This window comes from Bacteroides sp. An279 (assembly GCF_002159615.1).
GTDB lineage: Bacteria > Bacteroidota > Bacteroidia > Bacteroidales > Bacteroidaceae > Phocaeicola > Phocaeicola intestinalis.
In genome coordinates this window covers 1-13,975 of sequence record NZ_NFJA01000046.1, presented here as the reverse complement: position 1 = coordinate 13,975, position 13,975 = coordinate 1, and the positions used below count along the sequence as shown (strand labels likewise).

Annotated in this window: 7 protein-coding genes and 3 pseudogenes; 6 read left to right on the top strand and 4 right to left on the bottom strand. The window is 44.9% G+C overall.

Going from position 1 to position 13,975, the window contains the following annotated elements; translation table 11 throughout:
• Window positions 1-17: 17 nt before the first annotated feature.
• The 4 genes from B5F78_RS09535 to B5F78_RS09520 form a co-directional block, all read right to left on the bottom strand.
• On the bottom strand, window positions 18-1,004 hold the full coding sequence (locus tag B5F78_RS09535; protein ID WP_239473435.1) for a DUF3089 domain-containing protein: 987 nt from the start codon (window positions 1,002-1,004) through the stop codon (window positions 18-20).
• Complete coding sequence (dusB, locus tag B5F78_RS09530) at window positions 997-2,013, bottom strand: tRNA dihydrouridine synthase DusB (protein ID WP_022039134.1); 1,017 nt, start codon at window positions 2,011-2,013, stop codon at window positions 997-999. The genes B5F78_RS09535 and dusB overlap by 8 nt, the downstream gene beginning before the upstream one ends.
• Before the next feature lie 134 nt (window positions 2,014-2,147).
• On the bottom strand, window positions 2,148-3,782 hold the full coding sequence (locus B5F78_RS09525; protein WP_087210613.1) for a RagB/SusD family nutrient uptake outer membrane protein: 1,635 nt from the start codon (window positions 3,780-3,782) through the stop codon (window positions 2,148-2,150).
• A 16-nt stretch (window positions 3,783-3,798) separates the two neighbouring features.
• Entirely contained in the window at window positions 3,799-6,873 is a 3,075-nt protein-coding gene (locus B5F78_RS09520) for a SusC/RagA family TonB-linked outer membrane protein (protein ID WP_241148262.1), read from the bottom strand.
• Window positions 6,874-7,170: 297 nt separating this feature from the next.
• Here B5F78_RS09520 and B5F78_RS09515 point away from each other — a divergent pair, with 297 nt between their 5' ends.
• From B5F78_RS09515 to B5F78_RS09490, 6 genes and pseudogenes are all read left to right on the top strand, one after another.
• Window positions 7,171-8,433, top strand: a complete 1,263-nt coding sequence (locus tag B5F78_RS09515) for a peptidase U32 family protein (protein ID WP_022039131.1) — start codon at window positions 7,171-7,173, stop codon at window positions 8,431-8,433.
• 295 nt (window positions 8,434-8,728) lie between these two features.
• Window positions 8,729-9,305: pseudogene (locus B5F78_RS09510) on the top strand (RHS repeat-associated core domain-containing protein); the annotation flags it as partial.
• Window positions 9,306-9,976: 671 nt separating this feature from the next.
• Window positions 9,977-10,396 carry a hypothetical protein gene (locus B5F78_RS09505; protein ID WP_087213082.1) on the top strand — a complete coding sequence of 140 codons (420 nt, stop codon included), beginning with the start codon at window positions 9,977-9,979 and terminating at the stop codon, window positions 10,394-10,396.
• A gap of 91 nt (window positions 10,397-10,487) precedes the next feature.
• Window positions 10,488-11,609, top strand: a pseudogene (locus tag B5F78_RS18070) (RHS repeat-associated core domain-containing protein); the annotation flags it as partial.
• Window positions 11,610-11,750: 141 nt separating this feature from the next.
• Entirely contained in the window at window positions 11,751-12,485 is a 735-nt protein-coding gene (locus tag B5F78_RS09495; RefSeq protein WP_140400101.1) for a hypothetical protein, read from the top strand.
• 47 nt (window positions 12,486-12,532) lie between these two features.
• Window positions 12,533-13,807 (top strand): annotated as a pseudogene (locus tag B5F78_RS09490) (RHS repeat domain-containing protein); the annotation flags it as partial.
• Between the last annotated feature and the right edge of the window lie 168 nt (window positions 13,808-13,975).

Below are 13,975 nucleotides of genomic sequence, written 5' to 3'. Positions count from 1 at the left end.
TTTCATAGGGAAATGCATTACTGTGCCTGACGGAATGCCCGGATGCGTTGCAATACGTTCTTGCGCAGGTCTTCGTTATAAAGGTTGAACTCTTGTACGTGCAGGTTTCCTTTAGGCAAAAGGGCTGCCACGCTGGGGATGAAATACTGCTCTTCATCGATGCCCGTCACGATAAGTGTATGAATCGTAGTGTCTTGCGCGACGGTAAATCCTTGGTAAGAGGTAGCTGGGGTAGCATCGCTGCGCCAGTTGACAGGATTGATGCACACCACATTGTCTCGGAACAAAGGCGATACGGCATCGGGACGGGTTACGCTATTGAATCCGATGAGCACGCCCGTATCTATGGAGTCTTGTGCAGGGCGCAAGGTAGAATAACCGGCAAGTTCTTCCGGTGTCACGGTATAGCCGATAGCGTAAGTGGCGATGAGCTTCCGGCTGATGTCGGGTGTCATTTCCCGTTTCAGGAGTTCGATAACCGCCTTGGCTCCTTGGCTGTGTCCCGCAAGGATGAACGGTTTCCCTTGGTTGTCGTGCTCCATATAATAATGGAAAGCGTCCGCCACGTCTTGATAAGCCAGCTTGAAACGCTCTTCGATGAGTGCCGTGTCCAAGGTGAGCCAGCTGTCCATCGAAATCTGGCGGTAATAAGGAGAGAAGAAGTTGCAGCTATCTGCCAATACGCTTTTAGCCAATTGGATGGAAGGGTCTGTCAAGGCACGTTGTTCCGTATTGAAGATGTCCATGTGGTGCCGGGTTTGCCCCAACGAGTCGGTATAGTCCCAAATGCAGGTCGGGACTACATAAAACAGGTCTACGTCTTTTCCCGTAGCGTCTTGCTTATTCTCGAACCAGCATCGGTTGTCCGAATAGTCTATTGTGTCGCTTGCGGGGGCGGATGAGTCTTTTTCGCAAGAAACCAGCGCAAGGAGCAGACAGGCGATGCCCGTCAGGTGAGATAATAGTTGTAAGCTTTTCTTGTAAGTTGTTTTCATGTTATTCATGTCCATAGGTTTGTTGCAGGTTCGCTTGTTCTTCCAATATTGTTTCGATATGGTCCAGTATCGCATAAAGCTCCACTTGGGTTTCGGCACGGAGCATGGCGATACGGGTTTCGCGGAAATTGGGAATACCTTTAAATAAAGGAGAAGCTGCCAGGTGACGGCGTACGTGGAGGATGCCCCGGCGCTCGTCGAGCAGGTTGATGCTGTCTTGTACCTCACGGCGTAATACGTCCAGCTTCCAGCGGAAAGAAAGTGGAGGAAGTTCTTCGCCCGTTTCCAGATAATGCTTCACTTCCTTGAATATCCACGGGCGTCCGAAACTGGCACGGCCTATCATAATGGCATCCACACCGTAGCGGTCGAAACATTCTTTTGCCCGTTGGGGAGTAGTGATGTCACCGTTCCCGATGATAGGAATGCGCATACGCGGATTATTTTTTACCTCACCTATCAGGGTCCAGTCGGCTTCGCCGGTGTACATCTGTGCACGGGTACGCCCGTGTATGGTCAATGCCTCGATGCCGCAATCCTGCAACTGTTCGGCAAGTTCTACGATGACTTTGTGGTTCTCGTCCCATCCCAGGCGGGTTTTTACCGTAACAGGAATCTGCACCGCATTCACTACGGCACGGGTTATCTCCAGCATTTTGGGGATATTCTGAAGCATGCCTGCCCCTGCCCCTTTACCAGCCACCCGCTTTACCGGGCAACCGAAGTTTAAGTCGAGGATGTCGGGGTGAGCCTGTTCAACGATGCGTGCCGCTTCTACCATTGTATCGGTATCCTTGCCATATATTTGGATGGCTACGGGGCGTTCGGCGGCACTGATGTTGAGTTTCGTCATCGTCTTGTCTACCGAACGTATCAAGGCATCGCTCGATACAAATTCGGTATATACCATATCGGCACCAAACTCTTTGCAGAGCAGGCGGAATGCGGGGTCGGTCACGTCTTCCATAGGAGCCAGCACTACGGGTCTCTCTCCTAAGTCGATGGTTCGTATCTTCATGGGGTAAAGTTTCATTAGGATGGTTTTCGTTTGCAAAAGTAGTAAAATAAAAAGAGATGCTCCGTATGAAGCATCTCTTTTTATTTGTCTGGCTGGCATTGAAGAGTATTTATGCCTTCCTTCCGTTTGCCAGATTATCTGTAAATATCCAGTTTCGGATGGTCGTTGTATAGATTCAGGTTTTGCAGCTCTTCCTGTTCAGTGATACGGAACAAGTAGTACTTGCTGTTCGGAACAAAATCTGTTCCGTCGGGAAGCTTCACGGTAGAGTGTCCTTGCAGGATAACGCAATATTTGCTTTGGTAAGCCTCGTCTTTATCATCGGCAAAGATGACATCTCCGGTTTCGGTTACGATAGGTGTCTTGTCGGTTACGCTTCCGTCTTCATGTTCGTTATAAGTACATTCTACGAAGTGTTGCCATGCCTTACGCTCTACCGGTTGCTGGTTGCGGATGATATCAGTCAGTGCAAATCCTTCCCCCCACAGTTCCTTGCGGCGTTCCAGCCAGATTTCTTTCAGGAGGTCATCACCTGTAGCTGTAATTTCAGCTGCGGTATAGCCCGGTTTCATACGTGCGTCGCGCAGTTCTTTCAACAGGCTTTGTGCCTCACTGGTTTTTCCCGGCAGGTGTGCTGCAGCTTCTGCCTTGATAAGGTACATTTCGGCTACACGCATCATCACAATGTCGGCAAGCATATTGTCGACATCGGCGAATTTGAACTTCGAACTCAGCATGGTCCATTCACCGTATCCGGCATTGGGCCCCCAAAAGAACATTCCTTTACGGTAATCATTATCATCAAACAGTTCTTTGAAATAAGGGTCTACATTCAGGCAAGAGTAACCGCTTCCTGGTGTCGTGCTATCTTTGAAATGAAAGTTATAGGCGGGAAGGTTGTCGTCAATAGTACATGAGTAACCCCACATCCATTCCTGATTTAAGGCATTGTTGAATCCGCTCTTGTATTCCGTTTCATTCATCAGGTAACGGTTTTTCAGGTTCATGGCCTCATCGGCATAATTGTAGGCTTCCTGCCATTCGCGGGCGTACAGGCTGGTACGTGCCAGCAAGCCTGCTACTACTGTATGGTCTATTTTATACTGGTCGGTCGCGTTACTTCCACGGTTATAATCCGTCGGAATCAAATCATATCCGGCTTTCAGGTCGGCAAGTGCCTGCGCATATACTTCCGATACGCTGGATGCGGGTTTTCCGGTTACTGCCATATCGTAACTGGTAGGCTCGGTGTAGATGGGTACACATACGGCATTAGGGTCTTTGTCGATGGCGAAAGAATAGTGGCTTGCCAACAGCATGTAAAGGAAACCACGTGTAGCGTAAGCCTGTCCCTTGATACGGTCTTTCTCTGTTTGTTCGCCTTCGATGTTATCAATGTTTGCCAATACGGCATTGCAGTTGTTGATGGGGTCGTATACCATGTCCCACATCACGTCATTGATTTCGCCGCGTCCATAGCCGTTTGTCAGGTTATAGCTGGATGAATATCCGTAACTGGTGGTACGCACTACGTCCGAACCGGCAAAGTCATCGTTCATCATGATGGCACCATAGCCGATGGAAGCATACGTTGAACCGCTATTGAAAATATAGTTCCATACGCCACGCATCACACGGTCGGCATTTTCTGTGTTTTTGTAAACGGCATCTGCATCGAGTGAAGTCGTGGGAGCCGTATCCAGGTCGCAGGCTGTAAAAGTGCAGGCAGCCAGTGCCCCAAAGCATATAGTCTTAAAATTCAGTTTCATAGTTTAAAAGTGTTTTTTAAAGTGTTACATTGATACCGAAAGAGAATGTCTTCATTGCCGGATAACGGTATGAAACCATACCATTAATAGGCTGTTCGGGGTCAAGTCCCTGCTGGTGGCAGAAAGTCAGCAGGTTTTCGCCCTGCAGGAAGATGCTTGCCTGCTTGATAGTGGCATAGTGCAGCCATTTCTCTGGCAGGTTATACGATAATGTAACGGTTTTCAGGCGCAAGAACGAACGGTTTACCAACCAGCGGCTGGAACTGCTGGTGAAGTAGCTGGTCTGGTCGTACGACAGACGCGGGATGTCAGTATAGCGGTTTTCAGGTGTCCACCGGTTGAGCATATCCTTGCTTAAGGTAGAACCGTTTCCTCCCGATACGCTGATCATGCTTTTGTAGTCGTTGTTATACAGCTTGCCGCCGATAGCGTATGAGAACAACATCGAGAGTGAAAGGTCTCTCCAGGTCAGGTCTGACTGGAAACCACCGCTTACTTTCGGCAACGAACTGCCCACCTTCACCTTGTCGTCCGAAGTCAGGCTGGAATAGTCTTCGGTGATTTTCCGGCTTCCGTCGGTATCGGTATAATACCATTGCGGATTACCGTTTTCCGGATTCACACCTGCCCATTCATACAACCAGAAGTCGTACAGCGAGCCACCTTTCACCCATTTCTTGGTGCTTTGCCACATCACGTCAGTAGGCAATTCAACGATTTCGTTCTTGTATGTCGTAGCGTTGACACTGAGTTTCCACGTCCAGTCTTTGGTCAGTACAGGCGTACCGTTAATGGTAAATTCCCAACCATAGTTTTTCAGTTTACCGATGTTGGCATCAATGCTGGAAAATCCTCCCGACGGAACGAGGTCGCGTGCGAAGAGCAGATCTTTAGATGCACGTTGGAAAAATTCGATGGTTCCGTTGAGGCGGTTGCTCCAGAAACCGAAGTCAAGTCCCACGTTCAGGTTCAGATTGGTTTCCCAACTCAGTTCCGGTGTTTCCAGACGTGAAGCGTGCAAGGTAGATTCGCCGAATGAACTGCCTATTTCATACAGTGCCTTATAGGCATAATAACCCACATTGTCGTTACCCTGTGCACCGTAGCTGGCACGGAGGGTCAGGTTGGTCAACCAGTCGTTTGCAGCCTCTTCAAGGAATTTTTCACGTGAAATCTTCCACGAACCGCCAAACGACCAGAATGTTCCCCAGCGGTGGTCGGGGTGGAAACGTGACGAGCCGTCGGTACGTACCGATGCCGATACGAAATACTTGCTTTGGTACGAATATTCCGCACTGCCGAAGAAGCTCAACAATTTGTATTGGTCGCTGTTGCCATAGAAAGAACTCAGTGTAGAAGCTACATCGGGTTCGTAGTAACCGTCGGTAATGACACCGGTACGGGAACCTCCAAAATTGGACGTGTTGTATTCGTAATATTCCTGACCAGCCATCAGGCGTACGTCGTGATTTTCGTTGAACGTATGGTTCCAGTTGATGACATTATTATAAGTAAGTCCCGTTGTACGCACGTTTTCCTTCTCCACTCCACCGGTCAATGGTTCTTTGCCGTAAGTGGGATTGTCGTAAAAATGTGCGAAGCGGCTGTTGTAGTCGATGTTGAGCGACATTTTGTAGCTCAATCCTTCAAGGGGAGTGATTTGCAGATAACCGCGTATCGAAGCCGCATCGCGCTTGTATTCTTTTTTGTCGTACAACATGGATTGCGCGAAGTTATAACCGTTGTACGAACCTTTGCGGTAGTTTCCGTAATCGTAAATACGGTTGCCATTTTCATCCAGCAAATATTCGCCGGTGGTCAAGTCACGTTCATACACAGGATAAAACGACGGAATACTGCGGGCGGCCAGTACGATGTTTCCGATAGCCGTATCGTCTTGTTTCGGATAATCCTGAACAGAGTGGGTAGCCGATACGTTCAGTCCTACCTGCAACCATTTGCGCAAGTCGGTCGTGATATTGGTACGGAGGTTATAACGCTTGAAGCCCGAACAGATGTAAGCACCTTGGTCGTTCAGGTAGCCCAGCGAGAAATAATACTTGGTACGTTCGCTACCACCCGAGATGCTGGCACTGATATCAGTATAATGGGCATCCTGGCTTAAAGCATCTTCCCAACTGTCATCCCACAGCGGAGTAGCACCTGCCACGATTTTGCCATCCGTGCCTACCGGTTGGGGATATTGTGTGCCGTAAGGGTTGATACCCAAGCCACCTGTTGCCGTAGTGGCAAGAATAGAAGAAGCTGTCTGTGCAGCCGATTCAGCACTTTGACCGTTGTCCATATAGCTGTTGCGGAGTGCCTCCCATTGCAGCATGAAGTAGTCGTTCGTACTCAACTGGTCGTAGTCGCGTACGGCGCGACTCGAAAAACCATACTTGGCTGAAAGCTGGATGGTAGGAGCCGAACCGTTTTGTCCTTGCTTGGTAGTAATCATAATCACACCGTTGGCAGCACGTGAACCATACAGTGAAGCGGCGGCGGCATCCTTCAGTACAGTCACCGAAGCAATGTCTTGCGAAGAGATAGACGACAAGGCACCGTCGTAAGGCACGCCGTCCACTACGTACAGCGGTGTGGTGGTGGCATTGGCAGAACCTACGCCGCGAATGTAGATGCTGGCATCTTCACCCGGTTGTCCGCTGGTAGAGAACGATTGCAGACCAGCTACGGTTCCTTGCAATGCTTTCGACACGCTGGATACCTGTGAGGCGGCAATGATTTTCTTGTCGATTACACTTGCCGAACCGGTGAAGGTAGATTTTTTTGCAGTACCGTAGGGCACGGCGATAACCACCTCATCGATGGCAATACTGGATTCGTGCATTTCTATGTTAATGGTTTTCTGCCCATTTATAGGAACTTCCTGAGTTTCGTAGCCGATAAATGAAAATACCAATGTGTTTTGTGGTTCGGTCTGTAGCGAATAGTCGCCATCCATGGAGGTGATTGTACCGTTAGTACTTCCTTTTACCGCTACTGTCACGCCGGGCAAACCTTCGCCTCCGGCAGTGACTTTTCCCGAAACAGTGATGCGTTGCGCATACGTCGCTATGCAGAACAAAAGCATGCATAGCAGAGTTAGTGACCTGCTCATAAGTGTTTAATTGGTTGTTATGTGTTTATAGTTTACAGTTGGTTTCTCTCTCTCTTGTGGAGAAACATTGTTTATGGTTTATTGAATAGTTTTGTCTGTTTCCCAAAAAACGGGCGCAAAAATAGTAAATTCTTTGAATAAATGACATAGAAAAGTGAAAATATGCGCACATCGGGTTTCGTTTTTGGGTATTTATTCTATCATTATGCATAAAAGATACACAATGATTGCTGGAAAATCGCTACCTTTGCAGCCTAAATCAGAAGAAATATGGATTATTCGATAAAAGACTTTGAGATTATGGCACCGGTAGGTTCGCGCGAATCACTGGCGGCGGCTATTCATGCCGGAGCAGATTCCATCTATTTCGGTATCGAGAGTTTGAACATGCGGGCACGGTCGGCAAGCACATTTACCATTGACGACTTGCGCGAGATAGCACGCACGTGCGACGAGCACGGGGTAAAGAGTTACCTCACGGTGAATACCATCATTTACGATGAAGACCTGGAGCTGATGCGCCGGATTATCGATGCGGCAAAACAGGCAGGCATCAGTGCGGTGATTGCCGCCGATGTGGCGGTAATGGCGTATTGCAACCAAATCGGGCAGGAAGTGCACCTTTCTACCCAACTGAACATCAGCAATGTGGAGGCACTGCGCTTTTATGCCCAGTTTGCCGACGTGGTGGTGCTGGCACGTGAACTGAACCTGAAACAGGTGCGCAAGATATACGATGCCATCCATGAGCAGCACATCACCGGCCCGATGGGGCAACCCGTGCGTATCGAGATGTTCTGCCACGGAGCGTTGTGCATGGCGGTATCGGGCAAGTGTTACCTCAGCCTGAACGAACTGAACGCTTCCGCCAACCGCGGTGCCTGTATGCAGGTGTGCCGCCGCGCCTATATTGTAAAAGACAAGGAAAGCGACATCGAACTGGAAGTGGATAACCAGTACATCATGTCGCCCAAAGACCTGAAGACCATCCGCTTTATGGACGAAATGATAGAAGCGGGCGTGCGGGTGTTCAAAATAGAGGGACGTGCCCGCGGACCCGAGTATGTGAAGACGGTGGTAGAGTGCTATAAGGAAGCCATCCGGTCGTACTTGGACGGCACGTTTACCGAAGCGAAGAAAGACGCATGGGACGAACGCTTGAAGACGGTATTCAACCGCGGCTTTTGGAACGGTTATTACTTGGGGCAACGCTTGGGAGAGTGGAGCCGCAATTACGGTTCGGGCGCTACCGAACGCAAGGTGTACGCCGGACGGGGCATCAAGTATTTCTCCAACATCGGCGTGGCTGAGTTTCTGATAGAAGCGTCCGAAATCAAGGTAGGCGACAAGCTGCTGATAACGGGTCCTACTACGGGCGCGATGTTTGTCACCCTCGACGAAGCCCGTGTCGACCTGAAACCGGTGGACGTAGTGCCCAAAGGCGTGCACGTGTCGTTCAAGGTGCCCGGACGCATCCGCCCCAGTGACAAACTGTACCGGATGGTCCCGACCGAGGAGTTGAAAAGAAAATAAGCAGGAAGCAAGCAGGAATTGGGAAGTCAATTAGCAGCATGGTCCTTTACATCCCAGTCCTCTTAAAATCCTAAGATACCAGGACTGCAGTCCTAATATATATAGGACTGCAGTCCTGACGCTGTAAGACAGTAGTCCTATACTACTGGGACTGGACATGCAGTTTATTCTCTTCTCTCTTTTGACTGATTGTCTTATGTTGCGCAGCTCGTTATGCACTAAAATCAGCTTATAGCCTTGCACTCCGGTCTACGATTTTAATCAGGTTATAGAGTTCTGCCACCTCGTTGGTAAAAACGGCAACCTGACGAAAGATTTGAACAAGAATGTTACAGGTATTCAATATAATTGTTTAAATTTGCCAAGCAAGGTCACGTTTAAGGACGGTAGTACCATCACTTATTTATATGCTGCTGACGGCACAAAGCTACGCACGGTGCATAAAATAGGAAGTACGACCACCACGACGGACTATTGCGGGAATGTGGTCTATGAAAACGGTACGCAGAAGCTATTGCTGACGGAAGAGGGTTATGTCACCTTGGCTGACAGTAAATACCATTACTACCTGAAAGACCACCAAGGTAATAACCGTGTGGTCATCAGTTCCACGGGAACAGTTGAGGAAACGAACCATTACTATCCTTTCGGCGGAGTATTTGCGAGTACGAATAATATCCAGCCTTATAAGTATAATGGTAAGGAGTTCGATAACAAGAACGGCTTGAACTGGTACGATTACGGTGCACGGTACTATGATGCAGCGTTGGGAAGGTTTGTAAGTATTGACCCGATGGCAGAGAAGTATTGTACTTTTACTCCTTATTCTTATTGTGTCAATAATCCTATTATGTATATAGACCCTGATGGCAGATTGGCAAATCTCATTTACGATCAAGAAGGAAACTTTTTAGGGACGGACAATAGAGGTTTGCAAGGAGACGCTATCATAATGGATTCGAAGTTCTTCCAACAAGGTATGGAACATGAACTTGCTGAAGGACTTGATTTAGGTCTTTCCAGCCTTGACGAAGGGACTCGTGGAATAGTTGAGGCAAGTGTTAGAAGTTTAGTGAACAGACCGGATTATGATGGCTTTGTGACGGTAAGCGAAGGCATTCAATGGGCTAAGAACCATCCGAATGCGTTGAATTATCCTACCCCTAATAATGCATTATATATCAATGCGGCTTTATTGGATTTTGGGGAACTTTCTGTTGACAAAATTGGCATTCCTAATATAGGGAAACCTGTACGAACTCAATTGTTTACTGTCCCAAATACATTAGAATCTATCTATAATGAAAGATTGAGGGCTACAGTATATGCTTTAGGAAGAGTAAATGTTACATTACAAAACCCTGTTTTGCGTACTATATCAGTAGTAAATGATGAAGCAACGTATTACGATTGGAATCAAGGAGATTCATTTGTCCGTAGATCTGCAATTTTTTTGGAACGGATGCGGACAGGATTAAATGACACTCATGGATTTAGGGCTTATTATTATGGCTATGGAGTTTTAAGAAAATAGAGTAGAAATATGAAAAAGTTTTTAGTGCTTGGTTTAGTTGTTTTGTGGATTGTTAGTTGTAAATGTCCTTTCCTTTGGATTGTGAATTTAGGGAATAATTTTGCATTGCTTCAATGGGATGATACAGATATTGTATATGACCGCAATGGAGACAAAGAATGTTTTTCAAGTTCGGAAAGTGTACAAGTTGTGCCATTTGAAGTTGTTGCCTATAATTTTAATGACCGTTGGATTATTGCTAAATCAGATTCAAAGGCGGGAGATAATCCCCAATACTGGATAATTGACAAGCAGTATAATTTTTCTCGTTTAGGTTATAGGGAAGAATTGCAACGTCAGACTACAGGTCCGCTTGATTCTATTAGTTTTTATAAGACAATAAAAACGTATGGCATTGATTTACAATTGAAATATTTAAGCAATAAGTAACAATTTGCTTGTTTCTAATAAAGACAGCCTTGATATTGTAATCAAATAATGATTCGATATTTAGGCTGTTTTTATTTTTTGTGTATCGTATCAATACTCCTACGACAAAAACGGCAACCTGACGAAAGATTTGAACAAGAACATTACAGGTATTCAATATAATTGTTTAAATTTGCCAAGCAAGGTCACGTTCGGAAACGGGAATACGATAACCTACACGTATGCTGCCGACGGCACAAAGCTTCGCACGGTGCATAAGGCAGGCAGTACGACCACCACAACGGACTATTGCGGGAATGTGGTCTATGAAAACGGCAGCCAGAAATACTTGTTGACAGAAGAAGGCTACGTCACCTTGGCTGACAGCAAGTACCATTATTATTTGAAAGACCATCAGGGCAACAACCGTGTGGTCATCAGTTCCACGGGAACGGTAGAGGAAACGAACCATTATTATCCTTTTGGTGGTGTATTCGCAGCAACGAATAATGTGCAGCCTTATAAGTATAACGGTAAGGAGTTCGATAGCAAGAACGGCTTGAACTGGTATGATTATGGTGCGCGTCATTATGATGCGGCGTTGGGAAGGTTTGTGACGGTTGATCCGTTAGCGGAGAAATATTATGACATTAGTCCGTATACTTATTGTGTCAATAATCCTGTTGTGTATATAGATCCTGATGGTAAAAAGGTGTATTATGCAACAGGGGTTTCAAATGAATTTAAAAATGATTTTAAACAAGCAGTGCAGTATTTAAATAAATATGGAATGGGCGGTTTGTTGGCAAAACTGCATGCATCTAATAAAATCTATTATATAAAAGAAGGCGAAACGTTAACTTCTAGTTCTTTTGATCCTAATACACAGACAATAACATGGAGTTCTCGGACAGGGGTGTTAACTAATAATGCTTTAGAGTTATCACCAACAACTGTATTGAATCATGAAATAGACCATGCTGTACAGTTTGATCAAAACCGCCAGCAACAGATAAAGGATGCTAGTATGCAAGATGAGAATTATGGTAATAAGGAGGAAAGAAGAGTAATAACAGGAAGTGAGCAAGAAACAGCGAAAAAATTGGGAGAAATTGGTAAAACAGAGGTTACTCGTACAGATCATGCAGGAACTCTTTATGAGACAGTAGGATCAACAACAACTGAATGGAAAGATCCAATTATCATAAAGCCCGAAGAGAAAGATAAGAAATAATAGAGTTTATGCAGAATAAGGAATAGTATATTTGATTGTCAGTACTATTGAATCTTATTCGATACGATGTTATAGTATTTATAATTTTTAAAGTGTTCGGATAATTACTATATCCGACACTTTTATAAATAAAAGTGCCGTATGGGAAAAATATTATGTGCATGTATGTTAATGATTTTTGTGAACATGAGTTCACGAACGGTTTTTGCGCAAAGCCATTATATGGAAATAGATAGTCTGCTTATTCATTATGTGGACTTCAATCTTATGACAATGATTGATATTGGTTGTGACAATTTTGAATCAGCTTTGGCTTATAAAACAGTTGTACTTCGTGATTCGAGTTGTATTGCAGAATTGGCAGATATTCTTTTGGAAGAAAAATGCAAAACGGAACAACCTATTGATGTTAGATGCAAGATTTATATGTTTACTCCACAAGGAATAAAGGTGATGTGTTTAGGGAAATATATTTTGTGTTATAATGGTAATTCTTATAAAATAAATACCCTATTCATTGATAAAGTGAAAGAACTTATTTTAAAAGGGGAAAAGGTCTTGAATGATACGATAATAACCCATACTCCTATTTTATTGATAAAGCAGGATGTTTTTTATAATTATGTTAGGCAAAGATGCTTACCTATTATGAAAAAAGAAAAGATAGATTCCTTAAAGATTATAGTTGATTTTTGTATTGATAGAAAAGGTCATACTGTAGATGTATCCATAAAAGGATGGAAAAATCAATTTGTTTCAAATTCATTACAAGATGAAATCACTCGTTTATTTCAAGAACATTTGAAATGGTCTGCGTCAGAAAATCGTTCTCACAAAGTTAGAAAAGTATTACCTTTAGTGCTAGTCTCTGATTAGTTGCTTATAGAAATTTTGTTCGTTTGAAAGAGACAAATGAGAATGCATCAACTGCTTACGGCTTGACTGACAATTGACTTGTATGTTAAATGTCAATCAAGTAATGAAAGTAGACAATGTCATTGGTACAGTAGCTCAACAACAACGGCTTCGAGTTCAAAGATGCCGTAAAGCAGGCGAACGAGTACACGTATGACAAAAACGGCAACCTGACGAAAGATTTGAACAAGAATATCACAGAGATTCAATATAATTGTTTAAATTTGCCAAGCAAGGTCACGTTCGGGAACGGGAATACGATAACTTATCTGTATGCAGCTGACGGCACAAAGCTGCGCACGGTGCATAAGACAGGAAGTACGACCACCACGACAGACTATTGCGGGAATGTGGTCTATGAAAACGGCACGCAGAAGCTGTTGTTGACGGAAGAAGGTTATGTCACCTTGGCTGACAGCAAGTACCATTATTACCTGAAGGACCATCAAGGCAACAACCGTGTGGTCATTAACCAAAGTGGAACGGTCGAGGAAACGAACCATTATTATCCTTTCGGTGGAGTATTCGCGGCAACGAATAATGTGCAGCCGTACAAGTATAACGGTAAGGAGTTTGACACGAAGAACGGCCTGAACTGGTACGATTACGGTGCACGGCATTATGATGCGGCACTGGGACGGTTTGTGACGGTTGACAAGTTTGCAGAGAAGTATCCGTTGTTGTCTCCTTATCAGTATGCAGCCAATAATCCGGTAGTGAATGTGGATGTGAATGGTGACAGTATTGTTGTTTTGAATTATACAAAAGGACAACATTTAGGAATGCTTATTCAAGACGAATCCCTGCAATGGCGTTATTATTCGTTCAATGGTGACAAGATTTATAATTCCACAGACGGAAGCATAGGAGGAGGACCGTTTGACGATAAAGGTGAAAAGGCTTGGGACACCCCTCAAGAGTTTATGGATGATGATTACAATCAGTCAACGACAGATGTAGAGTTAAGGAATGGTACTGTAAATGGTTATGGTTATGATGAAGGTTATTTAATACCTACAACTCCGAATCAAGATAGAATTATTTCCCGAACATATTTGAATGTAGTAGAACAGGGATATTCGTTAATAGGAAATCACTGTTCGATTGCTGTTCAAAAAGCATTAAATGCTGCTAACATAGAGACTCGCAATCCTGCTATTAAGATTGTAAATCGACAATTTGGAGAGATTAATAATATAAAAATCAATCCTTATTTGCCAAGTGCTGCATATAATGCAATAATACGTAATAATCCGACAGGATATGTGATAAAAAGACGATGAAGGTTTCATTAAATAGAATGTCAGATTTTGTCCTCCCTGTGTTTTGGGGAGGACAAGGTTTGATGTATGCTCGGCATGAGTATTAGCTAACGGGTGCAAGTCCCTAATGAGCCCTAATAGCGGGAATCATACAGCCCAAAGCAAGGGTGTCCATCGCGAGTTGGAATC

Excerpts from the sequence above, each read along its gene's own strand:
- B5F78_RS09535 (WP_239473435.1), bottom strand. The coding sequence starts at position 1,004 with ATGAATAACATGAAAACAACTTACAAGAAAAGCTTACAACTATTATCT.
- B5F78_RS09505 (WP_087213082.1), top strand. The coding sequence starts at position 9,977 with ATGAAAAAGTTTTTAGTGCTTGGTTTAGTTGTTTTGTGGATTGTTAGT.
- dusB (WP_022039134.1), bottom strand. The coding sequence starts at position 2,013 with ATGAAGATACGAACCATCGACTTAGGAGAGAGACCCGTAGTGCTGGCT.
- B5F78_RS09515 (WP_022039131.1), top strand. The coding sequence starts at position 7,171 with ATGGATTATTCGATAAAAGACTTTGAGATTATGGCACCGGTAGGTTCG.
- B5F78_RS09520 (WP_241148262.1), bottom strand. The coding sequence starts at position 6,873 with ATGCTTTTGTTCTGCATAGCGACGTATGCGCAACGCATCACTGTTTCG.
- B5F78_RS09525 (WP_087210613.1), bottom strand. The coding sequence starts at position 3,782 with ATGAAACTGAATTTTAAGACTATATGCTTTGGGGCACTGGCTGCCTGC.
- B5F78_RS09495 (WP_140400101.1), top strand. The coding sequence starts at position 11,751 with ATGGGAAAAATATTATGTGCATGTATGTTAATGATTTTTGTGAACATG.